This window comes from Aquabacterium sp. A08, assembly GCF_011742065.1.
Genome location: NZ_JAAQQT010000651.1, coordinates 1 through 26,122, shown reverse-complemented (window position 1 = coordinate 26,122; position 26,122 = coordinate 1). Strand labels below are relative to the sequence as shown.

The window sequence follows — 26,122 nt, the reverse complement described above, 5'->3', positions numbered from 1 at the left end:
CAAGACGAACTCAAGACCCTGGTCGGCCAAGCCGCGCTGCAGTATGTGGTGCCCGGCGAGATCGTCGGCGTCGGCACCGGCTCCACCGTCAACAAGTTCATCGACGCGCTGGCCGGCATGAAGGACCAGATCCGCGGCGCCGTCTCCAGCTCGGTCGCCTCCACCGAGCGCCTGCAGGCGCTGGGCATCCCGGTGTTCGACGCCAACGAGGTCGAGCGCCTGTCGGTGTACGTGGACGGCGCCGACGAAATCGACCCCCAGGGTCACATGGTCAAGGGCGGTGGCGCGGCGCTGACGCGTGAGAAGATCGTCGCGGCCCTGTCGCAGCGTTTCGTCTGCATCGCCGACGAGAGCAAGTGGGTGCCGGTGCTGGGCGCTTTCCCGCTGCCGGTGGAGGTGATCCCGATGGCCGCGCAGCAGATCGCCCGCCGTTTTGCGACCCTGGGCGGCAGCGCCACCCTGCGCCTGAAGGACGGGGTGCCGCTGGTGACCGACAACGGCCAGCACATTCTGGATGTGAGCGGTTTGCAGATCGCCGACCCGCTGGCCTTCGAGAGCCAGGTCAACAACTGGCCCGGCGTGGTGACCGTGGGGGTGTTCGCCCACCAGAAGGCCCACGTTTGCCTGTTGGGCACCGCCAGCGGCGTGAAAACGTTTGAATTCGGCGGCGCCGCATGAGCGAACAGCCCGCCGCGCCGGCCCAGCCGCGCAATCCCCTGCATGGGGTGACGCTGGAGGCCATGGTCAACGCCCTGGTGGCGCACTACGGTTGGGCCGAATTGGGGCAACGCATTCCGGTGCGCTGTTTCACCCACGAGCCCAGCGTGGCGTCCAGCCTGAAGTTCCTGCGCAAAACGCCCTGGGCGCGCGAGAAGGTGGAGGGGCTGTACCTTTACATGCGCCGCCAACAACGCTGACCGAGGCCGCACCTCACCAGCGCAGGTGGTACGAACCGATCAGGGCCCAGTCACTTTGGCCCGCACGATGGCCGGCATCGTACGCGTAGATGGCGTTCAGGCCCAAGGTTCCGCGGCGCAGACCTTGCCCGCCCCAAGGGCGTTGGTAGGCCATTTCCAGGTTGGTCTGCCTGCCGGAGGGGGTCAGGTTGACCGATTGGGTCTGACGCAGCACTTGACCGTCCAGGGTTCGTCCCACCGGCAGGTGGAATTGGGCTTGTGCCTGCTCCACGCGCAGGGGCTGGCTCAATGCCAGGCCAAAGTGCGTGCCTTCCTTGGGGTCTGACCACACCATGCCGGCACGCCACTGGCTGGTCCGGGCCTGGTCCATGCGCAGGTACCCGGTACGGCCTTGCACCTGCAGGCTGCCCAGTTCCGCTGCGCCAAACAGGCGCACGTTGGTGGACAGTTGGCGGTCGATTTCCAAGCTCATGGCCTGCGCCAGCGTGCGATCCAGCGCCAGAGCGCCTTGAGCGGTCTGACCCAGCAGCGCCCGGTTTTCTTGGGTCACCGCATAACCCAGGCGCAGGCGGGTGGCTGACGCAGTCTGGAACGACAGCACCGCCTCGTGCCGTTGGGCTGAAGGCGCCGCACCGTTGACGGTTTCCCGGTTTTGGCTGGCCAAGGTGGTGCGGGCCTCGAGGGCGGCCTGGTCACCAAGTGTCCAGCGCACGACGAGTCGGTCTAGGGTTTCATAGGGGGCCAGTGCCCCCTGTCCGGCCAGGGACAACAGGGGCAGTTCGTCTTGCTCCAGCGCATCGAAACCGCGGCCAGTGCCACGCTGCCAGGTCCAGTGCAGCTTGTCGCCCCAAGCCATACCCACCGATGAGGCGGCCAGATCCCCTTGGGCATCGAACGACAAATCCACCGTGGTCAGGCCATCGCTGTAACGCTGTGGCCGTTGTCCGCTGGCATTCAGCCAATCCCGGCCCAAATTCGTGCGGGCCGAACCCACCAGGTTCTGAAACCCGAAGCCGAAGTCTCGGCCATAACTGTCAAACAGGGCCGCATTCAGCGTTTGGCCTTGCAATGCATCTCCAAAGGCCGCCGGCAGCGTGAGCCGGGTGGAACTGAGCGCATAACCGCCTTCCGCCACCGTGCCACTGCTGGCCAGTTCGGTGGTGCCCACCGGTTGCAAGGCCGTGGCCAGGTCCAGCTTGCCCGTGCCAAAGTAGTAGTGGCCGCAACTGTAAGTGCCCGATCCACACGTGAAGTTGCTGTACAGGGCAGAAAAGCTTTGGTCCGCCGTCTCCAGCAGGAGGCTGGACGTGGCCTGCGCGGTCATGTGGGGCCAGCGAGACAGAATTTCGGCGGCGGCCGCGCTGACCAGGGGGGCGGTGGCCGACGTCCCGTTGAAATTGAGGTTGCTGGTGCCAGAGAGGTTTTTCACCGTGACGGGGGCCTCCGCGACCAGAAAGCGGGACTGCACCTCGGTTTCTCCGCCGGGGTAGAAAGAGTAAGGCTGGCGGTTGCCGACCGCGTCGATGGCACCGACGATCAGAGAGACGTCGTTGTAATTGTTGTTGCCCCCGAAAAAGGTGCTGGCGCTGTACAACTGGGTGGAAATGTTTCCGCTGGCTTCGTTGTAGCTGCCATTGGTCAGGGGAATGTTGCCCGCCGACATGACCATCACCGCCCCCAAGCCGCCGGAGGCCGTCAGTGCACGGGCAAAGGTCTGGCCGAGAAAGTCGTTGGCGCTGAACACATAGACCGGTGCGAGGCTGTAGTTCACCACGCGTGCACCGTTGTCCAGGGCCCAGGTCGTGGCGTCAAGGATTTTGTCGGTGTAGATCCGGCCCTGGCTGTCGGCCGCTTTGGCCAGCAGCAGGGTCGCGTGGTCGGTGGCCCCCACCGTGTTGCCTGCCAGCACCTGGGCCACGAAAGTGCCGTGGCGGAACACGTCGTCTTCCAGTGTGCCCGTGCCCGCGAATTCCTGGGCAGCGGTGTAGGTGCCCACCAGTTCCGGGTGGTCCAGCTTGAAGCCGCTGTCCACCACGGCCACGGTCATCAGGGCAGGTTCGGGCGTGCCTTCCGAGCCGGTGTTGCTGCCGTTGTCTGGGCTGTCGTCTGGCAGTGGCGAAGGGGTGCGAACCGCTTCGTCGGGCGGTGGGGCAATCAACGGTCCAGTGGTGCCGCCACCGCCGCCACAAGCGGCCAGCACCGCCAAGGTCACAGCGCTGCAAGAAATTCGCAAGAAAGAAACGGGGTAGCAGGAATGTGTGGGCGTTGACCTGGTACCTGTGTCACGACCAAAAGGTTTCAAGCAGCCATGCCCTGGTGCCGCAGCAGCGCGTCGATTTGCGGTTCGCGGCCGCGGAAGGCCTTGAACGAGGCCATGGCCGGGCGGCTGCCGCCGGCTTCCAGCACCGCTTCGCGGTAGCGGCGGCCGGTGACCACGTCCAGGGTGGTGCCGGCGGTCTGGGCCGCTTCCTCGAAGGCGGCGTAGGCGTCGGCGCTCAGCACCTCGGCCCACTTGTAGCTGTAGTAACCTGCAGCGTAACCGCCCGCGAAAATGTGGCTGAAGGTGTGCGCCGTGCGGCTGTAAGCCGGCGGTTGCAGCAGCGCCACCTCGTCGCGCACCTGTTGCAGCACGGCCATGAAGTCCACCCCTTCGCTGCCGCGCGGGGCGGTGTGGCTGTGCAACAGCATGTCGAACAGGGAAAACTCGATCTGCCGCAACGTCTGCAGGCCGCTCTGGAAATTTTTGGCCGCCAGCATCTTGTCGAACAGCGCGCGCGGCAGCGGCTCGCCGGTGTCCACATGGGCGGTCATGCGCTTGAGCACGTCCCACTCCCAGCAGAAGTTTTCCATGAACTGGCTGGGCAGCTCCACCGCGTCCCATTCCACGCCGCTGATGCCGCTGACGTCGCGCTCGTTCACCTGCGTCAGCAGGTGGTGCAGGCCGTGGCCGAACTCGTGGAACAGGGTGATCACGTCATCGTGCGTCAGCAGCGGCGGCTTGCCGCCCACGCCTTCGGCGAAGTTGCACACCAGGTGCGCCACCGGGGTCTGCAGGGAGCCGGTATCGGGGCGCAGCCAGCGGGCGCGCACGTCGTCCATCCAGGCGCCGCCGCGCTTGCCGGTGCGGGCGCCCGGGTCCAGGTAGAACTGGCCCACCAGTTGCGGCGCGGCGTCGCCGGTGCCGCGGCGTTCGATGCGGAAGAACTGCACGCCCGGGTGCCAGACCGGCGCCGTGTCGGGGCGGATGCTCACCTCGAACAGCGTCTCGACGATGTGGAACAGGCCGTCGAGCACCTTGGGCGCGGTGAAGTAGGGCTTGACGTCCTGCTCGCTGTAGGCGTAACGCGCCTGGCGCAGCTGTTCGCCAATGTGGGGCCAGTCCCAGGCCTGCGGATCGGCCAGCCCCAGTTGCTCGGCGGCAAAGGCGCGCATGTCGGCCAGGTCCTGTTCGGCGTGGGGACGGGCCTTGGCGGCCAGTTCGCGCAGAAACGCCACCACCTGCGCCGGGGAATCGGCCATCTTGGGCACCAGCGACACGGTGGCGAAGTCCGGGTGGCCGAGCAGTTCGGCTTCTTCCTGGCGCAGGGCCAGGATTTCCCGCACGATGGCCGTGTTGTCGAAGCGCACACCGTCCGGCACCTCGGGGCAGTTGGCCTGGTCGCTGGCGCGGGTGCCGTAGGCGCGGTAGAGGCGTTCGCGCAGGGCGCGGTCGGTGCCGAACTGCATCACCGGCAGGTAGCAGGGCAGTTTGAGGGTGATCTTGTGGCCGTCTTTGCCTTCGGCTTCGGCCGCGGCGCGGGTGGCCTGGCGCACGTCCCCGGGCACGCCGGCGAGTTCTTCCGCACGGGCGTAGTAGGCGTAGGCGTCGGTGGCGTCCAGCGCGTTTTCGCTGAACTTCTGGCTCAGTTCGGCCTGGCGTTCCTGGATGGCGGCAAAGCGTTCCTTGGCCGCGCCCTGCAGCTCGGCCCCGCCCAGCACAAAACCACGCATGGCGTTGCGGTGGGCCTGGGCCTGTTCGGGCGTCAGGCGGGCCGGGTCCATGGCCTTGTACTTGGCGTACAGGCGTTCGTCGGCACCCAGGCGGGTCCAGAATTCGGTGACCTTGGGCAGTGCGACGTTGTAGGCGGCGCGCAGTTCCGGCGTGTCGGCCACCGCGTTGAGGTGGCCCACCGCGCCCCAGGCGCAGCCCAGGCGCTCGGTGGCCACGTCCAGCACCTGGGCCAGCCGGGTCCAGTCGGCCGGGAAGTCGGGGGCTGTCACCGCTTCCAGCGCGGCATCGGCCGCGGCCAGCAGCGCGTCCACGGCCGGCACGACGTGGGCCGGTTCGATGCGGTCGAACAGCGGCAGGCCGCTGAAGTCGAGCAGGGGGTTCTGGGCCAGGGCGAGCGAGGCAGCGGTGGGGGCGTTCATGCGTTTATTTTTGCGTGGTTTTCTTCACACTTTTTTGTGTGGGTTTTTTCGCGCGTTTGATGATGCCGCCCGCCGTCAGGCGTTCGTTGCCCAGCACCCGCACCATTTTCACTTCCGGTCGCTGGCCGCCTTTTTTGCTGTATTTCAGCAATTTCACGTCGCGCGGGCCGGGTTTGCGGTCTTCGTCCACCGCTTTTTCTTTCTCGGGCAGCGGACGCCACAGCACCAGCAGTTTGCCGATGTGCTGGATGGGCGCGGCGTTGAGTTCGTCGGCCAGGGTGGCCAGAAACGCGTCGCGCTGGGCGCGGTCGTCGCTGAAGACGCGCACCTTGATCAGGCCGTGCGCGCTGAGCGCGGCGTCCACTTCTTTTTTGACGGCCTCGGTCAGGCCGTCGCCACCGATGAGGACGACGGGGTCGAGGTGGTGCGCGTCGGCCCGGTGGACTTTGCGTTGGGCGGGAGTGAGTTGGATGTGAGGCATGGGACAATTATCCCCGCATGAAAGTCAAAACGCAGAGCAAGAAGGTCAACAAGGCCTGGTTGAACCAGCACGTCAACGATCCGTGGGTCAAATTGGCCCAGAAGGAAGGCTACCGCGCGCGCGCCGCGTTCAAGCTCAAAGAGATCGACGAGGTGTTTCGGTTGATCCGCCCCGGCCAGTGTGTGGTGGACCTGGGTTGCACCCCCGGGGCCTGGAGCCAGTACTTGCGCCGCCGCCTGTCGCCCACCGGCGCGGCGGTGGGCGCGCTCAACGGCACCATCGTCGGCTTGGATCTGCTGCCGATGGAGCCGATCGAGGGCGTGCACTTCCTCCAGGGCGACTTCCGCGAGCCCGAGGTGTTGGCCGCACTGGAAGACGCCCTGCGCGTGGGCGACGCGGTGCAGGCGGTGGACGTGGTCGTGTCCGACATGGCGCCCAACCTGTCGGGGGTGGAAACGGTGGACGCCGCCCGCATCGTCCACCTGGTGGAACTGGCGGTGGACTTTGCCCGCACCCACCTCAGGCCCGAGGGGGCGCTGGTGGTCAAGCTGTTCCACGGCAGCGGCTACAACGATCTGCTCAAGCTGTTCAAGGACACGTTCAAGCTGGTCAAGCCCCTCAAACCCAAGGCCTCGCGCGACAAATCGTCGGAAACCTTTTTGATTGGCATCGGTCTGAAATAAACGCCTGTTAGGCATTCGCTATCCCGGCGATTGCCCAGGGCACCCCCGGGGTTTCCCGTGGACGGCCTTGAAAGACCTAAAATGGGTCCGAACTGACAGTGAGTCATCAAGCAGGAGCTTTACTTGAACAACCAGTGGTTTTCAAAAGTCGCGGTGTGGATGGTCATCGCCATGGTGTTGTTTACCGTCTTCAAACAGTTTGACGGTCGCGCCACGGTGGGGGCCGGCTACATGGGCTATTCCGAGTTCCTCGACGAGGTGAAGGCCCAGCGCATCAAGAGCGCCACCATCCAGGAAGGCCAGGGCGGCACCGAGATCGTGGCCGTGACCAACGACGACCGGCGCGTGCGCACCACCGCCACCTACCTCGACCGTGGGCTGGTCGGCGACCTGATCGCCAACGGCGTCAAGTTCGACGTCAAGCCGCGCGAAGAGGGGTCGTTGCTGATGACCCTGTTGGTGAGCTGGGGCCCGATGCTGCTGCTGATCGGCGTGTGGATCTACTTCATGCGCCAGATGCAGGGGGGTGGCAAGGGCGGGGCTTTCAGCTTCGGCAAGAGCAAGGCGCGCATGCTCGACGAGAACACCAACACCGTGACCTTTGCCGACGTGGCCGGCTGCGACGAGGCCAAGGAAGAGGTGAAGGAGGTGGTGGACTTCCTGAAAGACCCGGCCAAGTTCCAGAAGCTCGGCGGGCGTATCCCGCGTGGGCTGTTGTTGGTGGGCCCCCCGGGCACCGGCAAAACCCTGCTGGCCAAATCCATCGCCGGCGAGGCCAAGGTGCCGTTCTTCAGCATCTCGGGTTCCGACTTCGTGGAAATGTTCGTCGGTGTGGGCGCGGCCCGTGTCCGCGACATGTTCGAGAACGCCAAGAAGAACGCCCCCTGCATCATCTTCATCGACGAAATCGACGCGGTGGGCCGTCAGCGCGGCGCCGGTCTGGGCGGTGGCAACGACGAACGCGAGCAGACCCTCAACCAGATGCTGGTGGAGATGGACGGTTTCGAGACCAACATGGGCGTGATCGTGATCGCCGCGACCAACCGCCCCGACATCCTGGACGCCGCCTTGCTGCGCCCCGGCCGTTTCGACCGCCAGGTCTACGTCACGCTGCCCGACATCCGCGGTCGCGAGCAGATCCTGGGTGTGCACATGCGCAAGATCCCAGTGGGCACCGACATCAAGCCCGAGGTGATCGCCCGCGGCACGCCCGGCATGAGCGGCGCCGACCTGGCCAACCTGTGCAACGAAGCCGCCTTGATGGCCGCGCGCCGCAACGCCCGCGTGGTGGAGATGCAGGACTTCGAGAAAGCCAAGGACAAAATCATCATGGGCCCGGAACGCAAGTCCATGGTCATGCCCGAAGAGGAACGCCGCAACACCGCCTACCACGAGGCCGGTCATGCCCTCATTGGCAAACTGCTGCCCAAGTGCGACCCGGTGCACAAGGTCACCATCATCCCGCGCGGCCGTGCGCTGGGCGTGACCATGAGCCTGCCCGAGAAAGACCGCTACAGCTACGACAAGGAATTCATGCTGAACCAGATCAGCATGCTGTTCGGTGGCCGGATTGCCGAAGAGGTTTTCATGAACCAGATGACCACCGGCGCCAGCAACGACTTTGAACGCGCCACCCACATTGCCCGCGACATGGTGATGCGCTACGGCATGAGCGACGCCCTGGGCCCCATGGTGTACGCCGAAAACGAGGGCGAGGTGTTCCTGGGCCGCTCGGTGACCAAAACCACCAACATGAGCGAAGAGACGATGCGCAAGGTGGACACCGAGGTGCGCCGCATCATCGACGAGCAGTACCAGCTGGCGCGGCGCCTGATCGAAGAGCACAGCGACAAGATGCACGCCATGGCCAAGGCCCTGTTGGAGTGGGAAACCATCGAGTCCGAGCAGTTGGAGGACATCATGGCCGGCAAGCCCCCGCGTCCGCCCAAGGACTGGACGCCGCGCAACCCGCCCGCCGGCGGTGGCGACAGCGGCGGCTCGCCCAGCGTCAAACACGACCCGGCGCCGACCGCGGCCTGAGCCGCAACCGGGCGCTTCACAAACCACCGGGGCCTGAGGGCCCCGGTGCTTTTGGGGCTTGCCGCCCCGCATTGGCCACCGTTTCATGACCCCCACCACCGCCCACTGGCAAACCGCCCGCTTCACCCTGGACCTGAGCCAACCGCAGGTCATGGGCATCGTCAACGTCACGCCCGATTCGTTTTCCGACGGTGGATCGCATCCCGAGCCCATTTTGGCGCTGCGACATGCCGAGGCCTTGTTGGGCGAAGGGGCGCACATCTTGGACGTGGGAGGGGAGTCCACCCGCCCGGGTGCGCCGCCGGTGCCCCTGGCCGAAGAACTGGCGCGTGTGGTGCCGGTGGTGCGCGAGCTGGTGCGCTGGAACGTGCCGGTGTCGATCGACACCTACAAGCCCGAGGTGATGCGGGCCTGCCTGGACCTGGGGGCCGACATCGTGAACGATGTCTGGGCCTTGCAGCGGCCTGGCGAGGACGGCTTGAGCGGGGTGTCGGTGGTGGCCGGGCACCCGCATTGTGGTGTCTGTCTGATGCACATGCACCTGGAGCCCCAGCGCATGCAGATCGCACCGATGGACGGCGATGCCGTGCCCCAGGTGGTGGCCTTCCTGCAGCGCCACGCCGAGGGCTTGCGCGCCGCCGGGGTGGCGGCAGACCGCATCGTGCTGGACTACGGCATCGGCTTCGGCAAAACGGTGGAACAGAACTTTGCCCTGCTGGCCCGCCAGGCCGAGGTGCTGGCGCTGGGCTACCCGCTGCTGGCGGGCTGGTCGCGCAAGTCGTCGCTGGGCCGTGTGGTCGGCCAGGAACTGCCGGCGCAACGGGTGGCCGCCAGCGTGGCCGCGGCGCTGCTGGCGGTGGAGCGTGGCGCGCGCATCGTGCGGGTGCATGACGTGCGGGCCACCGCCGATGCGCTCAAGGTCTGGCAGGCGACGGTGGCCCAGGCCCGATAATCGGCGCTGTCACCACCACGGCTAAAGAACAACCATGGCCCGCAGCTTTTTTGGTACCGACGGCATCCGCGGCACCGTCGGCACCTACCCCATCACCCCCGATTTCGTCCTCCAGCTGGCGCACGCCGTGGGGCGCGTGCTCAAGCGCACCGAAGCCCATCCGACGGTGCTGATCGGCAAAGACACCCGCATTTCGGGCTACATGCTGGAGTCGGCGCTGGAGTCGGGTTTCAACTCGGCCGGGGTGGATGTGGTGTTGCTGGGCCCGGTGCCGACGCCGGCGGTGGCCTACCTGACGCGGGCGCAGCGCGCCAGCCTGGGCGTGGTCATTTCGGCCAGCCACAACCCGTTTGCCGACAACGGCATCAAGTTCTTCAGCGCGCAGGGCACCAAGCTGCCCGACGAATGGGAACGTTCGGTAGAGGCTGCCTTGAGCGACGCGCCGGTGTGGGTGGACGCGGCCCACCTGGGCAAGGCACGCCGGCTGGACGATGCGGCCGGCCGTTACATCGAGTTCTGCAAAAGCACGTTTGGCAGCGACCTGACCCTGCGAGGTCTGAAAATCGTGGTGGACGCCGCCCATGGCGCCGCCTACCAGATCGCCCCCAAGGTGTTCCACGAACTGGGGGCCGAGGTGGTGGCCATTGGCTGCAGCCCGGACGGCCTGAACATCAACCGCGGTTGCGGCGCCACCCACCCCGAGGCGCTGGTGGCGGCGGTGCGCGAGCACCGGGCCGACGTCGGCATTGCCCTGGACGGCGACGCCGACCGCCTGCAGATGGTGGACGCCAGTGGCCGCCTGTACAACGGCGACGAACTGCTCTACCTGCTGGCCGACGACCGCCTGGGCCGCGACGAGGTGGTGCCCGGGGTGGTGGGCACCCTGATGACCAACATGGCGGTGGAGGTGGCGCTCAAGGCCAAAGGGGTGCAGTTTGTGCGCGCCAAGGTGGGCGACCGCTACGTGCTGGAAGAACTGCACCGCCACCACTGGCTGCTGGGGGGCGAGGGCTCGGGCCACCTGCTGGTGCTGGACCGCCAGACCACCGGTGACGGCTTGGTGTCGGCGCTGCAGGTGCTGCAGGCCTGCGTGCGCAGCCAGCGCAGCATGGCCGAGCTGCTCGCGGGGCTGACGCTGTTCCCCCAGACCTTGGTGAACGTGCGTTTGCAGCCGGGCCAGGACTGGCAAACCAACGCCGCCTTGCGCGCGGCCATCGAGGCGGCGCAGGCCAGCCTGGGCGACACCGGCCGGGTGCTGATTCGGGCCAGCGGCACGGAACCGTTGCTGCGGGTGATGGTCGAGGCCCGCGACGCCCAGCAGGCCGAGGCGCTGGCCCAGCGCATGGCCGACACGGTTCGGGCCTGACGCGCCTGCTTGCCCATGCACGATACTCCCTCTGAGGCCCCTGACAGCCCTGGCGACGCACCGTTGCTGCAGGTGTTGCAGGCCGATTACGCCAACCCGGTGCACGCCGCGGCCCTCGTCATGTTGCTGGACGCCTACGCGTGCGACCCGGCCGGTGGTGGGCAGCCTTTGAGCGACACGGCCCGGGCCCGGCTGGTGCCCGAATTGGCACGGCGCCCGCAGGTGTTCAGCGTGCTGGCCTTCGACGGCGACCAGCCGGTGGGCCTGGTCAATGCCATTGAGGGGTTTTCCACCTTCCAGTGCCGGCCTTTGGTGAATGTGCACGACGTGGCGGTGTTGGCCAGCCACCGCGGCCGCCGGGTGGCCGAACAGATGCTGGCGCTGGTCGAGCGCCTGGCGCAAGCGCGCGGGGCCTGCAAGCTGACCTTGGAGGTGCTGGAAGGCAACCGACCTGCGCTTCGGCTGTACCGGCGCATCGGTTTCGCCGGCTACGAATTGGACCCGGCCCTGGGCCAGGCCCGTTTTCTGCAGAAGTGGCTGGGCTGAGGGCGCGTGGCGCCCGATCAGCGCGCCCGGGGCGCCAGTTCACGCGCGTGGTGCTCCAGCATGAACTTGTCCAGCCGTGAAAGCGGCAGGCTCATCAGCAACTCCAGACGCTGGTGCAAGGCGTGCAGCACGTGTTTGAAGGCGTAGAGCTGTTCCTCGTGTGGCGCCTGGACAAGGCTGGGGTCCTCGTAACTCCAGTGCGCGGTGGCCGGTTGGCCCGGCCAGACCGGGCAGGCCTCACCGGCCGCCTGATCGCACAGGGTGATGACGAGGTCCAGCGGCGGGGCCTCGGCAACCACAAACTCGTCCCACGATTTGCTGCGCAGCCCGGCGGTGTCGATGCCGGCGCTGTGCAAGGCCTCCAGCGCCAGGGGGTGCGGCTGACCGTCGGGGCGGGGTTCGCGCCCCGCCGACCAGGCCCGAAAACGGCTGCCGCCCATGTGGTTCAGGATCGCTTCGGCCATCTGGCTGCGGGCGGCGTTGTGGCTGCAAAGGAACAGGACGTGGATGGGCTGGTGCGCGGTCATGGCAGGCGGCGGTGAAACAGCCTTGCATGGTGCGCGATTTCTGTGTCGATCCTGTGACACAAGACGGCGGAAAGCCTTGCGTGGCGCGTTGCGGCCGGTGCGTCATGGGCCGGCTCCCCCAAATGGGGGATGGCGCGCCGCCCCACGGGGTGATAAAAACAGCACATGGGAGTTCATGCATCGCCGACGGTTGGCGTCGGTTCGCCAACACTGGCCCGGCGGCGGCAACGCCGCGCCGCCGAGTGGCTGGCACGCTGGAGTTTTCCGCTGCAGGCCCTGTTCGCCATGCTCGGCCTGTTTCTGGTGCTGTTGCCGGTGCTGCTGCCGTTCTGGCACGAAGTCGTCCAGCGCTGGGGGTTCACCGCCTGGGTGTTCGAGGAATTTTCCCGCATGGGCCCGGTGGCGCTGGGCTGGCTGCTGTTCCTGTTCGTCGGCCCTTACGGCGCCCTGCGTGCCCTGGCCCGGCACAGCCCAGGAGGTTGGGACGTGGCCCGGCAGTGGGGGTTTCCGTCGCCCGCACAGGTGGTGGAGCGGAATTTGTACCCCGAGCGGCCGAAGGAAGTGTTGTTTTTCTGGCTGAACCTGGCGTTTGGCCTGATGGGCAGCACCCTTTGGCTGTACCTGCCATTTGGGGTGCTGGCCTATTCTCTGCGCACGGGGGGCTGAACCGTTCAACCCCCCGCCGCCAAGTCACCTCAGGCGTCGGCCGGTTCGGCGATACCGCCCACCACCTGGCTGAAACCGCCGTCCACATAGGTGATTTCCGCGGTCACGCCCGCGGCCAGGTCGCTCAGCAGGAAAGCGGCGACGTTGCCCACGTCGTCGATGGTGACGTTGCGGCGGATCGGCGCGGTCTCGGCCACCACATTCAGGATCTTGCCGAAGCCCTTGATGCCGCTGGCGGCCAGGGTCTTGATGGGCCCGGCGGAAATGCCGTTGGCGCGCAGGCCGCGGCCCTTGGCGCCCAGGGATTCGGCCAGGTAACGCACCGAGGCCTCCAGAGACGCTTTGGCCAGGCCCATGGTGTTGTAGTTGGGCACGTTGCGGATGGCGCCCAGGTAGGTCAGCGTCAGCAGGGCGGCGTTGTCGTTCAGGTGGGGCAGGGCGGCCTTGGCCATGGCCGGGAAGCTGTAGGCGCTGATGTCGTGCGCGATCTGGAAGCCCTCGCGGCTCAGCCCGTCGAGGAAGTCACCGGCGATGGCTTCGCGCGGGGCGTAGCCGATGGCGTGGACGAAACCGTCGAAGGTGGGCCAGTGGGCCGACAGGTCACTGAACAGCTGCGCGATCTGGGCGTCGTCGCCCACGTCGCAGTCGAACACCAGGTTGGAGCCGAATTCGGCGGCAAATTCGGTGATGCGGCCTTTGAAGCGCTCGCCCACGTAGCTGAACGCCAGCTCGGCGCCCTGTGCATGGCAGGCCTTGGCGATGCCGTAGGCGATGGAACGGTTGGACAGCACGCCCGTGATCAGCAGTTTCTTGCCAGCCAGAAAACCCATGGGTCAAATCTCCAGTAAAAATCCTGCAGAATTGTCGCATGGTCTTCTCCCTGTTCCCGTCCTTGCGTGTGCCCCCGGTGGCCGGGCGGGCGGGGCGCCGCTGGCTCGCGTGGGTCGGGTTGGCGCTGGGGACCGCTGGTGCGGCGAGCGGAGCCTGGGCCGCGCACGGCTACGCCCTGTGGGGCGAGCTGAAGTACCCGGCCGATTTCCCGCACTTCGCGTACGTCAACCCGCAGGCGCCCAAGGGCGGCGAGCTGCGGCTGGTGAGCAACCTGCGCACCTCTACCTTCGACAAGTACAACCCCTTCACCCTGCGCGGCAGTGCGCCGGCCTACCTGTCGGCGCTGATGTTCGACAGCCTGCTGGTGGGCGCGGCCGACGAGAGCGGGGCCGCCTATGGCCTGTTGGCCGAGGACGTGCAGGCCGCACCGGACGGCCTGTCGGTCATCTTCCGGCTGCGCCGCGAGGCGCGTTTTCACAACGGCCAGCCGGTGCTGGCGGCCGACGTGAAGCACAGCTTCGACACCCTGATGGGGCCGCACACCTCGCCCGCCTACAAGACCGTGCTGGCCGACGTGGCCGGGCTGGACGTGCTGGACGAACGCACCGTGCGTTACCGCTTCCGCCAGCCCAACCGCGAACTGCCTTTGACAGTGGGCGGCCTGCCGGTGTTCAGCCGCGCCTGGGGCGATGACATCGATCCCAAGACCGGCCAGCGCAAGACCTTCGACCAGGTGGTGATGGACACCCCCATCGGCAGCGGCCCCTACACCCTTGGGCCGGTGCGGTTTGGCAAGGACATCACCTACCTGCGCGACCCGGGCTACTGGGCGCGCGACCTGCCGGTGCGCCGTGGCACCGCCAATTTCGACCGCATCACCGTGCGGATCTACAAGGACAACACCGCCAAGCTGGAGGCGCTCAAGGCCGGCGAGTTCGACCTGATGCGTTTTTTCTCGGCCGGGGACTGGGCCCGCCGCGTCAACGGCAAGCGCTTTGACAGCGGCGAACTGGTCAAGGGCGAATTCACCCACCGCCTGCCCACCGGCTTTCAGAGCTATGTGTTCAACACCCGCCGCCCGCCGCTGGACGACATCCGTGTGCGCGAGGCCCTGGGCCTGGCGCTGGACTACGAGTGGATGAACCGGCAGATGTTCTACAACGCCTACCAGCGGGTGCGCGGCCTGTTTGGCAACACCGACTGTTCGCCGCAGGGCGCGCCCGACGCGGCCGAGCTGGCGTTGCTGTCGCCCTGGCGCGCGCAGCTGCCGCCAGCGGTGTTCGGCCCCATGTTCGAGCCCCCGCGCACCGACGGTGACCGCAGCCTGCGCGACAACCTGCGGCGTGCCCAGGCCCTGCTGCGCGAGGCCGGCTGGACGGTGCAGGGCGGGCAGCTGCGCAACGCCCAGGGGCAGCCGCTGGTGCTGGAGTACCTGGACAGCAACGAGGGCGGGGCCCGCGTCGTCACGCCCTGGGCCCGCAACCTGACCAAGCTGGGCGTGGCGTTGAAGTTCCGACCGGTGGACTTTGCCTTGTACCAGCAGCGGCTGCGCACCTTTGACTTTGACGTCATCTCCATCGCCTACCAGGGCAGCGACAACCCGGGCGCCGAGTATGCGGACCTGTTCGGCAGCGCCGCCGCCCGCACCGAGGATTCGGGCAACTTCGCCGGCGTGGCCCACCCGGCGGTGGACGCGCTGATCGCCCGCATGACCGGTGCCAAGACCCGGCCCGACTTCCTGGCCGCCTGCCGGGCCCTGGACCGTGCCATCAGCCACAGCCACGTGCTGGTGCCGCAGTGGTCGGCCACCACCCACCGGCTGGCCTACAACGCCTGGCGCCTGGCCCGCCCGGCGCACATGCCCCCTTACGCCGCTGGCGAGGGCTGGGCCATCGACACCTGGTGGGCGCAACCCACCGCCCCCGCCCGGCGCTGAAGCCGCCCACCCCGCCACTTCTGAACGCCATGTGGGTCTACGTCCTCAAACGCCTGCTGCTGATGCTGCCGACGCTGTTCGGTGTGCTGTTGCTGACCTTTGTGGTGATCCAGTTTGTGCCGGGCGGCCCGGTGGAGCAGTACCTGGCCGAGGCCCGCGCTGGCCTAGGCACCGGCGCCGAGGGCGGGGCGCTGTACCGTGGCGCCCAGGGTGTGGACCCCGAGCGGCTGGCCCAGATCCAGGCGCTGTACGGTTTCGACCAGCCGGCCCACGTGCGCTTTTTTCAGATGTTGGGCCAGTTCGCCCGCTTCGACCTGGGCACCAGCTTCTTCCAGAACAAGGCGGTGGCCGACCTGGTCATTGAAAAACTGCCGGTGTCGATCAGCCTGGGCTTGTGGACCTTTTTCATCAGCTACGCGGTGGCGGTGCCGCTGGGCGTGGCCAAAGCGGTGCGCGCCGGCTCGCGCTTTGACCTCGTCACCACCCTGATTGTGCTGGTGGGTTACGCCATCCCGGGCTTTGTGCTGGGCGTGGCGCTGCTGGTGATATTTGGCGGGCAATTGCAGTGGTTTCCCCTGCGCGGGCTGACTTCGGCCCATTGGGAAGAACTGAGCTGGGGCGCGCGGGTCGTGGACTACCTGTGGCACATCACCCTGCCGGTGACGGCCATGGTGCTGGGCAGCTTCGCCGTCACCGCCATGCTGACCAAGAACGCCTTCCTCGAGGAAATTCGCAAGCAGTACGTGCTGACCGCCCGCGCCAAGGGCCTGAGCGAGCGCCAGGTGCTGTGGAAGCACGTGTTCCGCAACGCGCTCATCCCCATCGTCACTGGTTTCCCGGCGGCCTTCATCGGGGCGTTTTTCGCGGGGTCCCTGCTGATCGAGACGCTGTTTTCGCTCGATGGCTTGGGGCTGCTGAGCTACGAGAGCGTGATCCGCCGCGACTACCCCGTGGTGCTGGGCACGCTTTACCTGTTCACCCTGATCGGGCTGGTGACCAAGCTCGTCAGCGACCTCTGCTACGTGTGGGTGGACCCGCGCGTGAAGTTCGACTGAGCCCCGCCGCATGCCGCCGACGTTTGTGCACAGCCCCTCCGTCAGTCCGGCCCGCCGCGCCTGGCAGCGCTTTCGGCGCAACCGGCTGGGTTTTGTCAGCCTGGTGGCTTTTGTGGCGCTGGTGCTGCTGAGTCTGATGGCCGAGGTGCTGTCCAACGACAAACCCTTGCTGGTGCGCTACGAGGGCCACTATTACTTCCCGCTGGTGCAGGAGCACCCCGAAACCGTGTTCGGCGGCGATTTCGACACCCCCACAGACTACCTCGACCCTTTCATCCGCGGGCAACTGACCCGCGGCGACAACTTCGCCATTTACCCGCCCAACCCCTACGGCCCGAACACGCTGAACTACTTTGCCCGGGAGCCCAACCCGTCCGGCCCGTCGCGCGACAATTGGCTGGGCACCGACGACCGCGGCCGCGACCTGCTGGCGCAGCTGATCTACGGCTTTCGCGTCAGCGTGCTGTTTGCCCTAGCGCTGACCGCGGTGGGCGTGCTGCTGGGCGTGGCCGCCGGAGCGCTGCAGGGCTATTTCGGCGGCAAGACGGACCTGGCCTTCCAGCGCTTCATCGAGGTCTGGGGGGCGATGCCGGAGTTGTACCTGCTCATCATTTTCAGTGCGGTGTTCGCGCCCAGCGTGGCCCTGCTGCTGGTGCTGCTCAGCCTGTTCGGCTGGATGGGCCTGAGCGACTACGTGCGTGCCGAATTCCTGCGCAACCGCCAGCTCGACTACGTGCGCGCCGCCCGCGCCATGGGCCTGACGCACGGGCAGATCATCTGGCGCCACATCCTGCCCAACAGCCTGACGCCGGTGGTGACGTTTTTGCCCTTCCGCATGAGCGGTGCCATCCTGGCGCTGACCTCGCTGGACTTCCTGGGCCTGGGCGTGCCGCCGGGCACCCCGTCGCTGGGCGAACTGTTGAGCCAGGGCAAGAACAACATCGACGCGTGGTGGATTTCGCTGTCCACCTTCGGCGTGCTGGTGCTGACCCTGTTGCTGCTGACCTTCATGGGCGACGCCTTGCGCGACGCCCTGGACCCCCGCAAGGCCGAACGATGAGCGACACCCCTTTGCTGCAGGTGCGCGGTCTGCGCGTGGCGTTCGGCGGGCGCGCGGTGGTGCATGGCATCGACTTCGAGGTGCGGGCCGGCGAAAAACTGGCGCTGGTGGGCGAGTCCGGCTCGGGCAAAACCGTGTCGGCGCTGGGTCTGCTGCGCTTGGTGCCCGACGCCCGCGTCAGCGGCAAGGCGCATTTTGCCGGGCGCGACCTGCTGGCCCTGCGCGAGCGCGAACTGCGCGGGGTGCGCGGCGACGCGGTGGCCTGCATTTTTCAGGAGCCGATGACCGCGCTCAACCCGCTCTACACCATCGGTGACCAAATTGCCGAGGTGCTGACCCTGAAAAAAGGCCTGACCGGTGCGGCGGCCCGGGCCCGGGTGCTGGCGTTGCTGCAGGCCACCGGCATTCCCGAACCGGAACGGCGCGCCGGCGCCTACCCCCACCAGCTCAGCGGTGGCCAGCGCCAGCGCGCCATGATCGCCATGGCCCTGGCCAGCGAGCCGCAGTTGCTGATCGCCGATGAGCCCACCACCGCGCTGGACGCCAGCCTGCGCGGCCAGATGCTGGAGCTGTTGGGCGAGTTGCAGCGGCGCCTGGGCATGGCGGTGCTGCTCATCACCCACGACCTGCACCTGGTGCGCCAGTTTGCCGACCGGGTGGCGGTGATGGAGCGCGGCCACCTGGTGGAGCAGGGCCCGGTGGCCCAGGTGTTCGCCCAGCCGCAGCACCCCTACACCCGCCGGCTGCTGGACAGCCGACCGCGCCGCACCTGGCCCGATGAAAGCGATGGCCCGGCCCCCGAGGTCGCACCGGTGCTGCAGGCGCAGGGCCTGACCGTGGCCTACCCGACCCCCTTGCCCGGCCTGCGCGGCTGGTTCCGGCGCGGGCGCTTCGAGGCGGTGCGGGCGGTGGACTTCGCCCTGCCGCCCGGCCGCACGCTGGGGGTGGTGGGGGAGTCGGGGTCCGGCAAGTCGACACTGGCCCTGGCCACGTTGGGCCTGCTGCCCCATGAGGGGCGGCTGGAGGTGCTGGGCCAGGCCTGGCGCAGCCACGCGCCGGCCGCCAGCCGGCGTTTGCGGCAGCGGGTGCAGGTGGTGTTCCAGGACCCGTTCTCGTCGCTGTCGCCCCGCATGACGGTGGAGCAGATCGTGGGCGAGGGCTTGCAGGTGCACGCGCCCGACCTGGACCCCGCGGCACGGCGCGAACGGGTGCGCCGGGCGCTGCAGGAAGTCGGCCTCTGCCCCGACGGCCCCGAGGCCGATGCCTGGCTGCACCGCTACCCGCACGAATTCTCTGGCGGCCAGCGCCAGCGCCTGGCCATTGCCCGGGCCCTGATCGTCCAGCCCCAGCTGCTGGTGCTGGACGAGCCCACCAGTGCGCTGGACGTGACGGTGCAGCAGCAGGTGATCGAGCTGCTGCTGCGACTGCAGCGCAGCCACGGCCTGAGTTACCTGCTCATCACCCACGACGTCGACGTGATCTGGGCCATGGCCCACGAGGTGATGGTGATGCAGGGCGGCGAGGTGGTGGAGCACGGCCCGGCGACCCGGGTGTTGCGCACCCCGACCCACCCTTACACCCGCCAGTTGCTCGAGGCCTGCGCGCCGTTGTGATCCAATCGGGGTTTTGCGCTGTTTTCTGCCCCATGCCCCCACCCCGCGAAACCGCCCCTTTCCCCGAACCGGTCGGCCTGCTGTCCCCCGTGCGCTGGCTGGTCCTGGGCGCCCGCGACCTACTGCGCAACCCCTTGCCCGGCTTGATGCATGGGGTGCTGCTGGCGGCCTTCGGGGCGGTGTTGTTTTTCCTGGCGCGTGACCAGTTCTGGTGGCTGGCGGGGGCGTTCTCGGGGTTTCTGATCGTTGCCCCGGTGCTGGCCACCGGCCTGTACGAGGTCAGCCGGCAGGCCGAACGCGGCCAGCGCGTCTGTTGTCGTGAAGTCTGGCGCGTCTGGGGTTCGCGCGACCGGCGGCTGGTGGGCTTTGGCGTGTTGCTGGCCCTGGCCGGCACCGGCTGGGTGTTGACCTCGGCCGGTCTCATCACGCTCTGGGCCCCGGTGCCCATTGAAAAACCCGCCGATTTTCTGCGCCACGTGGTGTTCGGGCCGTCGCCCGGCCTGTTTGAGGTCTGGCTGCTGCTGGGTGCCTTGCTCGCCGCGCCGGTGTTTGCGTCCAGCGTCATCACCCTGCCGCTGCTGGTGGACAGCCGCCTGCCGCTGTGGCAGGCCGTGGGCGAAAGCTGGCGTGCGGTGGGCAGCCACCCGGTGGTCATGGCCGGTTGGGCGCTGCTGATCGTGGCGCTGGTGGGGGTGGGCCTGCTGACCCTGACCGTGGGCCTGGTGGTGGTGGTGCCCTGGCTGGGCCACGCCAGCTGGCACGCCTACGTCCACCTGAAGTCGGCCGGCGCGATCCACGCGCCGTCGGCCTGAAGCGGGGCGCGCATGGAAGGCACCATTTTCGGCTACACCGAAGGCCAGATCGCCCAGTTCGGCCTGACGTTCGGCGTCGGCGCGTTCATTCTGTACATGCTGTTCATCGTGCTGAACCTGGCGCGGGAATCCAAGGCCGGCAAATTCGGCACCTTCATCCTGTTCCTGGTGCTGTCGTTTGGCATGCTGGGGTTTTTGGCGAAAAATGTGATCAAGTGGGTCTTGGGCCTGTAACGCGGTGGTCCAGACGGTGATTCGGGAGAGAAAATGAAAAAGATACATTTTGTGGTGCCCAACATCCGGCGCGAAGACACGCTCGATGTGGGCAGCAAGGTGCTGACCTGCACGGCCGAGGGCTGGAACGGCAACACGATTTCTGGACACCTGGTCGATCTGGACCCGGAGCACCGTCAGCTCAAGATCCTGCCTTTTGGCGAGAGCCGGGGCGTGGGCCTGAAGTACAACCAGATCAAGCGCCTGAAGGTGGACACGCAGTCCGACCTGGACGAGGAATTCCAGCCTTCGGGTTTTGCTGGTCACTTGGAAGATGGTCTGCATTCGTTCGTGGTGCACCTGCGCGACGGCGCCATCTATTCGGGCATCTGCCACGGGCACCACAAGGAAGGGCAGGGCTTATGGATTTTCCCCAAGAAAAGCCTGGACGACGACCCTTACCGCGTGTTCATCCCGAAAAGCGGCATCGCCCGGTTTGAGCTGCACCGCAGTGCCGGCGAGATGATCGCCGACACCGACTTCAGCCAAACCGTGCTGGCCGAGGCCGACGTGGTGGATTTGGAAGAATTGCAGGGTGTGGCCCCGACCATGGTCGAAAACCTGGCACAGCTCAAGGAAGCGCTGGAACGCCAGGCCCGCCTCAAGCCCGTCCCGATCGGCGAGGCCCTGCTGGGCCTGGGCAAGATCACTCCGGCCCAGCTGGCGCAGGCCCTCAAAAGCCAGAAAGCGGACAAGCGCGGTCCGTTGGGGCAAATGCTGGTGGAGATGGGCCTGGTCACGCCGGCCGATCTGCAGACCGCCTTTGCCCGCAAGATGGGCTACCCGTTTGTGGACCTGAACAAGTTCCCGGTGGACGCTTTGGCCTTGCGCCGGGTGCCGATGCAGATGGCCACGCGCCTCAAGGTGCTGCCGCTGGTGGACATGGGCTCGTCCCTGGTGGTGGCCATGGCCGACCCGCTGCAGTTCAAGGTCATTGACGAACTGGAGTTTTCCACCCAGCGCAAGGTGGTGCCGGTGGTGAGCACCAGCACCGAACTGCCCACGAAAATCGCCAAGGCCTACCGCGAGATCGGCATGGGCGACCTGGCGGCGGCCAATGCCGTTCCGCGGGCCGAGGCCAATGGGCCGGACGCCGAACTGCCCACGGGCATGGACGCCCTGCAACTGGCGGTGGAGCTGACGGGCGAAGCCAACCAGCAAGACGACGACGACAAGCCGGTCGAGCAGTCGGACAACACCCTGGTCAAGCTGATCAATTCCATGATCACCGAGGCCTATTACCAGCGCGCGTCCGACATCCACATCGAGCCCTACCCGGGCCGCCAAAAGGTGGTGATCCGTTTCCGGGTGGACGGCGAGATGCGGCCCTACCTGGAACTGCCGGCCAGCTACCGCAACGCCCTGATCGCGCGCATCAAGATCATGTGCGACCTGGACATTTCCGAGCGCCGCAAGCCGCAGGACGGCAAGATCAACTTCTCCAAGTTCGGCGGGCTGGCCATCGAGTTGCGGGTGGCCACCATTCCCACGGCCAGCGGCCTGGAGGACGTGGTGATGCGGGTGCTGACCTCGTCGGAGCCGCTGCCCCTGGAGTCCATGGACCTGAGTCCGGCCAACCTGGAGGCGTTCGAGCACATCGTCAGCCGGCCTTACGGGTTGTTCCTGTGCGCCGGCCCCACCGGCTCGGGCAAAACCACGACGCTGCATTCGGCGCTCAAGCGCATCAACACCCCCAAGCGCAAGATCTGGACGGCCGAAGACCCGGTGGAGATCACCCAGCGCGGGCTGCGCCAGATCCAAGTCAACCCGAAGATCGGCTGGACCTTTGCGGCGGCGCTGCGCTCCCTGCTGCGCGCCGACCCCGACGTGATCATGGTGGGCGAAATCCGCGACCAGGAGACGGCGGAAATCGCCATCGAGGCCTCGCTCACCGGCCACCTGGTGCTCTCGACCCTGCACACCAACTCGGCGGCCGAGACCATCGTGCGCCTGATCGACCTGGGGGTGGACCCGTTTTCCTTTGCCGATTCGCTCCAGGGCATTCTGGCGCAACGCCTGGTGCGGCGCTTCTGCAAGGCCTGTGTGCGTTCGGAGGTGTTGTCGCAGGAGCGGCTGGACGAGCTGCTGCACGACTACCAGAGCCAGTTGCCCGCCGACCACCCCCTGCGCGACAGCCAGACCCTGCAGCAACACTGGCTGGAACGTTTTGGCCGCAACGGCCAGTTGCACCTGCGCCACGCGCCGGGTTGCGACGCCTGCGGCCAGACCGGGCACAGCGGCCGGGTGGCCATCCACGAACTGCTCAGCAGTTCGCCCGAGCTGCGCCACCTGATCCAGAACCGCGCGCGGCCACAGGACCTGCAGTCGCAGGCCATCGCCGAAGGCATGCGCACCCTGCGCCAGGACGGCATCGAAAAGGTGTTGATGGGCCTGACCAGCCTGGCCGAGGTGCGTTCGTCCAGCAACGTCTGACAGCACCAGGCCGCGGCGTCGTGCGACGCCGCGGCCAGTTTCGGATGGATGTCAGACGGGTGCCGCCCAGCCCGGCGGACCGGGCAGGGCGTCGGCCTCGGCTCAGCAGCCCCGGGTGATGGGCATGTCGATCTCTTTGGCGATCAGGCTGTGCTTGGCCAGTTCCAGCTTGGCGATGGCGGCGCGGTGCACCTCGTCCGGACCGTCGGCGAAGCGCAGCGTGCGCTGGTGCGCCCAGGACATGGCCAGCGGGAAGTCCTGCGAAATGCCGCCGCCGCCGTGCGCCTGGATGGCCCAGTCGATGACCTGACAGGCCATGTTCGGGGCCACCACCTTGATCATCGCGATCTCGGCCTTGGCCACTTTGTTGCCCACGGTGTCCATCATGTAGGCGGCTTTCAGCGTGAGCAGGCGGGCCTGTTCGATCATGCAGCGCGCGTCGGCGATGCGCTCGTGCCACACCGACTGGGCCGCCACCGGCTTGCCGAAGGCGACGCGGCTGTTCAGTCGGCCGCACATCAGTTCCAGCGCGCGTTCGGCCGCGCCGATGGAGCGCATGCAGTGGTGGATGCGGCCCGGGCCGAGGCGGCCCTGGGCGATCTCGAAGCCCCGACCTTCGCCCAGCAGGATGTTGGCGGCCGGCACGCGCACGTTCTCCAGCAGCACCTCCATGTGGCCGTGGGGCGCGTCGTCGTAGCCGAACACGCTCAACGGGCGCAGCACGGTGATGCCGGGGGCGTTGGCCGGCACCACGATCATCGACTGTTGCGAATGGCGCGGGGCCTCGGGGTCGGTCTTGCCCATGACGATGTAGACGGCGCAGCGCGGGTCGCCGGCGCCAGACGACCACCACTTGCGGCCGTTGATGACGTATTCGTCGCCGTCGCGCTCGATGCGGCACTGGATGTTGGTCGCGTCCGACGAAGCCACTTCCGGCTCGGTCATCAGGAAGGCGGAGCGGATCTCGCCGCGCAGCAGCGGCTCCAGCCATTGGTCTTTCAGTGCCTCGGTGGCGTAGCGCTCCAGCGTTTCCATGTTGCCGGTGTCGGGCGCCGAACAGTTGAACACCTCGGCGGCAAAGGGCACGCGGCCCATGATCTCGCACAGCGGCGCGTACTCCAGGTTGCTCAGGCCTTCGGGGGCGCGTTTGGAGTGCGGCAGGAACAGGTTCCACAGGCCAGCAGCGCGGGCCTTGGGCTTGAGGTCCTCGATCACGCGGGTGGGCACCCAGGCGTTGCCCTTGGCGCGGTTGGCTTCGACCTCGGCGTGGAACGCGGTTTCGTTGGGGTAGATGTGCTCGTCCATGAAGGCCAGCAGGCGAGCGCGCAGTTCCTGGACTTTGGGCGTGTAATCGAAATTCATGGATCGCTCCTCTGTGGTGGTGAATCTGGGGGGATGAAAACTCAGGCCTGCGCGGTCGGCCGGGTTTTCTGGGCGTACAGCCAGGCCAGTTCGGCCATGGGGCGGGCGCCGGCGCCGGACTGGCGTGCCTGCGCGCTGGAGGCGGTGCCGTCTTCCACCCGCTTGGCGATGCCCTGCAGGATGGCCGCGAGGCGGAACATGTTGTAGGCAAGGTAGAAGTTCCAGTCGGCTTTCAGCGCCTCGGGCGTGACAAAGCCGGTGCGTTGACAGTAGAGCTCGATGTACTCCTGCTCGCTGGGGATGCCCAGCGCCGCGATGTCCAGCCCGGCGATGCCGCGGAAGGTGCCCGGCGGGATGTGCCAGGCCATGCAGTGGTAGCTGAAATCGGCCAGCGGGTGGCCCAGGGTAGACAGTTCCCAGTCCAGCACCGCCAGCACGCGCGGCTCGGTGGGGTGGAACATCAGGTTGTCGAGCCGGTAGTCGCCGTGGACCACGGACACCAGGGATTCGTCCCGCGCCATGGCCGGGATGTGCGCCGGCAGCCATTCGATCAGCCGGTCCATCTCGGGGATGGGCTGGGTGATGGAGGCCAGGTACTGCTTGCTCCAGCGGCCGATCTGGCGCTCGAAGTAGTTGCCCGGCTTGCCGTAGTCGGCCAGGCCGACGGCGCGGAAGTCGGCGGTGTGCAGGGCGGCCTGCACCCGGTTCATTTCCAGGTAAATGGCGCGGCGCTCGGCCGGGGTCATGCCGGGCAGAGACTGGTCCCACAGCACCCGGCCGGGCACAAATTCCATCACGTAAAAGGCGCGGCCGATGACCGATTCGTCCTCGCACAGCACGTGCATGCGGGCCACCGGCACACCGGTGTGGCTGAGCCCGCTCATCACCTTGAATTCGCGCTCGATGGCGTGGGCCGAGGGCAGCAGCTTGGCCACCGGGCCGGGCTTGGCGCGCATCACGTAGGTCTGCCCCGGCGTGACGAGCTTGTAGGTGGGGTTGGACTGGCCACCGGCGAATTTCTCCACGCTCAGCGGGCCGGCAAAGCCGTCGAGGTGGGCGGTCAGCCAGCGTTCCAGCGCCGCCCCATCGATGGAGTGGGTGTCGGCCATGGGGTTGTCGGGGGAAGTGTTCATGGCCGTGGGGGTCTCCTGGGGGTCAGTGGTCGGCTTCGGCGATCCGGAGCAGGGCGTCCCGGTCGCGCACCACCAGTCCGCCCGGCTCGATGCGGATGGCGTCCTCGCGTTCCATGGACTTGAGTTCCTGGTTCACCCGCTGGCGCGAGGCGCCCAGCAGTTGCGCCAGTTCTTCCTGCGCCAGTTGCAGGCTGATGCGGTATTCGTTGCCGCTGGACAGGCAGGGCACGCCGTAGCTGCGCACCAGGTGCAGCAACTGCTTGGCCAGCCGCGCCCGCAGCGGCAGGGTGTTGAGGTCTTCCACCAGCCCGAACAGCGTGCGGATGCGGCGCGCCTGCAGCCGCATCAAGGCCTCGTACAGTTCCACGTGGGCGGCCAGAATTTTCTGGAAGTCGGTGCGCGACACACACAGCAGCGTGGTGGCACCGTGGGCGTAGGCATCGTGCGTGCGCTGGTCCCCGTCGAACATCGCCACGTCGCCAAACCACACGCCCGGCTCCACATAGGTCAGCGTGATCTGCTTGCCCGACAGGGAGGTCGAACTCACCCGCACCGCGCCCTTGGCCACCGCCGTCCATTCGGTCGGTGGGTCGCCGCGGGCAACGATCAGGTCGCCGTCCTTGTAACGTTTGACGTAAGCGCATCGCAGGATGTCGTGTCGCAGAGAAGGGGAAAGACTCGTGAACCAGCGACCGCTGTTGATCGCCTCACGTTCTTCCATTGTCAGAATCGGTTCGTCCATCGTCTGTCTTGTGAGTGACTGGGGGTGGGGGTACCTGTCCCTTGGGTGACCGGGGCAGGGCGAGGGGCTCAACGGTAGCGTGCCGGGCGTTTTTCCAGGAAGGCGGCGATGCCTTCACCACCGTTGGCGTGGTGCAGGTTGCGCACGAAGTGGTCGCGCTCCTGCTTCAGGTGCTGGTTCAGCGACTGGTCGGGTGCGGCGTTGACCAACTCCTTGATGCTGGCCAGGGTATTGGGGGCCTGGCCGTTGAGCCGTTCGCACAGCGCCAGGGCCTCGGTCAGGGC

24 protein-coding genes are annotated in these 26,122 nt (G+C 67.3%); 15 read left to right on the top strand and 9 right to left on the bottom strand.

The annotated features are described in order from the left end of the window. Positions 1-678, top strand: a 678-nt coding sequence (rpiA, locus tag HA630_RS14940) for a ribose-5-phosphate isomerase RpiA (RefSeq protein ID WP_166835677.1), incomplete at its 5' end; no start/stop codon positions are given. Next, entirely contained in the window at positions 675-917 is a 243-nt protein-coding gene (locus HA630_RS14935) for a VF530 family DNA-binding protein (protein WP_166835674.1), read from the top strand. The genes rpiA and HA630_RS14935, both read left to right, overlap by 4 nt. 13 nt (positions 918-930) lie before the next feature. Here HA630_RS14935 and HA630_RS14930 read toward each other — a convergent pair whose 3' ends face one another. The 3 genes from HA630_RS14930 to HA630_RS14920 form a co-directional block, all read right to left on the bottom strand. Continuing rightward, on the bottom strand, positions 931-2,964 hold the full coding sequence (locus HA630_RS14930; RefSeq protein WP_243855477.1) for a S8 family serine peptidase: 2,034 nt from the start codon (positions 2,962-2,964) through the stop codon (positions 931-933). A 251-nt stretch (positions 2,965-3,215) separates the two neighbouring features. After that, complete coding sequence (locus HA630_RS14925) at positions 3,216-5,327, bottom strand: M3 family metallopeptidase (RefSeq protein ID WP_166835671.1); 2,112 nt, start codon at positions 5,325-5,327, stop codon at positions 3,216-3,218. Positions 5,328-5,331: 4 nt separating this feature from the next. Further along, a complete protein-coding gene (locus HA630_RS14920; protein ID WP_166835668.1) occupies positions 5,332-5,808 on the bottom strand; it encodes a YhbY family RNA-binding protein in 477 nt (158 codons plus the stop codon). A gap of 17 nt (positions 5,809-5,825) precedes the next feature. On the opposite strand from HA630_RS14920, the gene HA630_RS14915 reads away from it, so the two are divergent. The 5 genes from HA630_RS14915 to HA630_RS14895 all read left to right on the top strand — a co-directional run bounded on the left by HA630_RS14915 (position 5,826) and on the right by HA630_RS14895 (position 11,395). Continuing rightward, positions 5,826-6,491: an RlmE family RNA methyltransferase gene (locus tag HA630_RS14915; RefSeq protein ID WP_166835665.1), complete on the top strand. Its 666-nt coding sequence runs from the start codon at positions 5,826-5,828 to the stop codon at positions 6,489-6,491. 123 nt (positions 6,492-6,614) lie between these two features. Further along, positions 6,615-8,531: an ATP-dependent zinc metalloprotease FtsH gene (gene ftsH, locus HA630_RS14910; protein WP_166835662.1), complete on the top strand. Its 1,917-nt coding sequence runs from the start codon at positions 6,615-6,617 to the stop codon at positions 8,529-8,531. An 85-nt stretch (positions 8,532-8,616) separates the two neighbouring features. Further along, positions 8,617-9,483 carry a dihydropteroate synthase gene (folP, locus tag HA630_RS14905; RefSeq protein WP_166835658.1) on the top strand — a complete coding sequence of 289 codons (867 nt, stop codon included), beginning with the start codon at positions 8,617-8,619 and terminating at the stop codon, positions 9,481-9,483. A 34-nt stretch (positions 9,484-9,517) separates the two neighbouring features. Beyond that, positions 9,518-10,849: a phosphoglucosamine mutase gene (gene glmM, locus HA630_RS14900; protein ID WP_166835656.1), complete on the top strand. Its 1,332-nt coding sequence runs from the start codon at positions 9,518-9,520 to the stop codon at positions 10,847-10,849. A 15-nt stretch (positions 10,850-10,864) separates the two neighbouring features. Continuing rightward, positions 10,865-11,395 (top strand): GNAT family N-acetyltransferase, encoded by a 531-nt coding sequence (locus tag HA630_RS14895; RefSeq protein ID WP_166835654.1) that lies wholly within the window; start codon positions 10,865-10,867, stop codon positions 11,393-11,395. Between the two features lie 17 nt (positions 11,396-11,412). Here the strand turns inward: HA630_RS14895 and HA630_RS14890 are convergent, their stop codons facing one another. Further along, entirely contained in the window at positions 11,413-11,922 is a 510-nt protein-coding gene (locus tag HA630_RS14890) for an arsenate reductase ArsC (RefSeq protein WP_166835653.1), read from the bottom strand. A gap of 165 nt (positions 11,923-12,087) precedes the next feature. Here HA630_RS14890 and HA630_RS14885 point away from each other — a divergent pair, with 165 nt between their 5' ends. After that, positions 12,088-12,588 carry a hypothetical protein gene (locus HA630_RS14885; RefSeq protein WP_166835651.1) on the top strand — a complete coding sequence of 167 codons (501 nt, stop codon included), beginning with the start codon at positions 12,088-12,090 and terminating at the stop codon, positions 12,586-12,588. Between the two features lie 29 nt (positions 12,589-12,617). On the opposite strand, the gene fabI is transcribed toward HA630_RS14885, so the two are convergent. After that, entirely contained in the window at positions 12,618-13,418 is an 801-nt protein-coding gene (gene fabI / locus HA630_RS14880) for an enoyl-ACP reductase FabI (protein ID WP_166835649.1), read from the bottom strand. 38 nt (positions 13,419-13,456) lie between these two features. Here fabI and HA630_RS14875 point away from each other — a divergent pair, with 38 nt between their 5' ends. From HA630_RS14875 to HA630_RS14845, 7 genes are read left to right on the top strand one after another with little or no spacing between them, the layout of a single operon-like run. Beyond that, the gene (locus HA630_RS14875; RefSeq protein WP_166835647.1) at positions 13,457-15,355 is read left to right on the top strand and encodes an extracellular solute-binding protein; all 1,899 of its coding nucleotides are present in this window, start codon (positions 13,457-13,459) and stop codon (positions 15,353-15,355) included. A gap of 29 nt (positions 15,356-15,384) precedes the next feature. Further along, positions 15,385-16,410: a microcin C ABC transporter permease YejB gene (locus tag HA630_RS14870; RefSeq protein WP_166835645.1), complete on the top strand. Its 1,026-nt coding sequence runs from the start codon at positions 15,385-15,387 to the stop codon at positions 16,408-16,410. A 10-nt stretch (positions 16,411-16,420) separates the two neighbouring features. Further along, entirely contained in the window at positions 16,421-17,470 is a 1,050-nt protein-coding gene (locus HA630_RS14865; protein WP_166835642.1) for an ABC transporter permease, read from the top strand. Continuing rightward, positions 17,467-19,083: an ABC transporter ATP-binding protein gene (locus tag HA630_RS14860; protein WP_166835640.1), complete on the top strand. Its 1,617-nt coding sequence runs from the start codon at positions 17,467-17,469 to the stop codon at positions 19,081-19,083. Before HA630_RS14865 ends, HA630_RS14860 begins: the two co-directional genes overlap by 4 nt. Before the next feature lie 32 nt (positions 19,084-19,115). Beyond that, positions 19,116-19,895, top strand: a complete 780-nt coding sequence (locus tag HA630_RS14855; protein ID WP_166835638.1) for a DUF2189 domain-containing protein — start codon at positions 19,116-19,118, stop codon at positions 19,893-19,895. Positions 19,896-19,907: 12 nt separating this feature from the next. Further along, entirely contained in the window at positions 19,908-20,129 is a 222-nt protein-coding gene (locus tag HA630_RS14850; RefSeq protein WP_166835636.1) for a DUF2788 domain-containing protein, read from the top strand. 33 nt (positions 20,130-20,162) lie between these two features. Then, positions 20,163-22,601: a GspE/PulE family protein gene (locus tag HA630_RS14845; protein WP_243855476.1), complete on the top strand. Its 2,439-nt coding sequence runs from the start codon at positions 20,163-20,165 to the stop codon at positions 22,599-22,601. 102 nt (positions 22,602-22,703) lie between these two features. Here the strand turns inward: HA630_RS14845 and HA630_RS14840 are convergent, their stop codons facing one another. From HA630_RS14840 to HA630_RS14825, 4 genes are all read right to left on the bottom strand, one after another. Next, positions 22,704-23,963 carry an acyl-CoA dehydrogenase family protein gene (locus HA630_RS14840; protein WP_101047399.1) on the bottom strand — a complete coding sequence of 420 codons (1,260 nt, stop codon included), beginning with the start codon at positions 23,961-23,963 and terminating at the stop codon, positions 22,704-22,706. 41 nt (positions 23,964-24,004) lie between these two features. Then, the gene (locus HA630_RS14835; protein ID WP_166835634.1) at positions 24,005-25,096 is read right to left on the bottom strand and encodes a phosphotransferase; all 1,092 of its coding nucleotides are present in this window, start codon (positions 25,094-25,096) and stop codon (positions 24,005-24,007) included. A gap of 22 nt (positions 25,097-25,118) precedes the next feature. Next, positions 25,119-25,838: a Crp/Fnr family transcriptional regulator gene (locus HA630_RS14830; RefSeq protein ID WP_166835632.1), complete on the bottom strand. Its 720-nt coding sequence runs from the start codon at positions 25,836-25,838 to the stop codon at positions 25,119-25,121. Between the two features lie 68 nt (positions 25,839-25,906). Then, positions 25,907-26,122 (bottom strand): enoyl-CoA hydratase-related protein (locus HA630_RS14825; protein WP_243855475.1); only part of this gene is annotated, 216 nt, incomplete at its 5' end.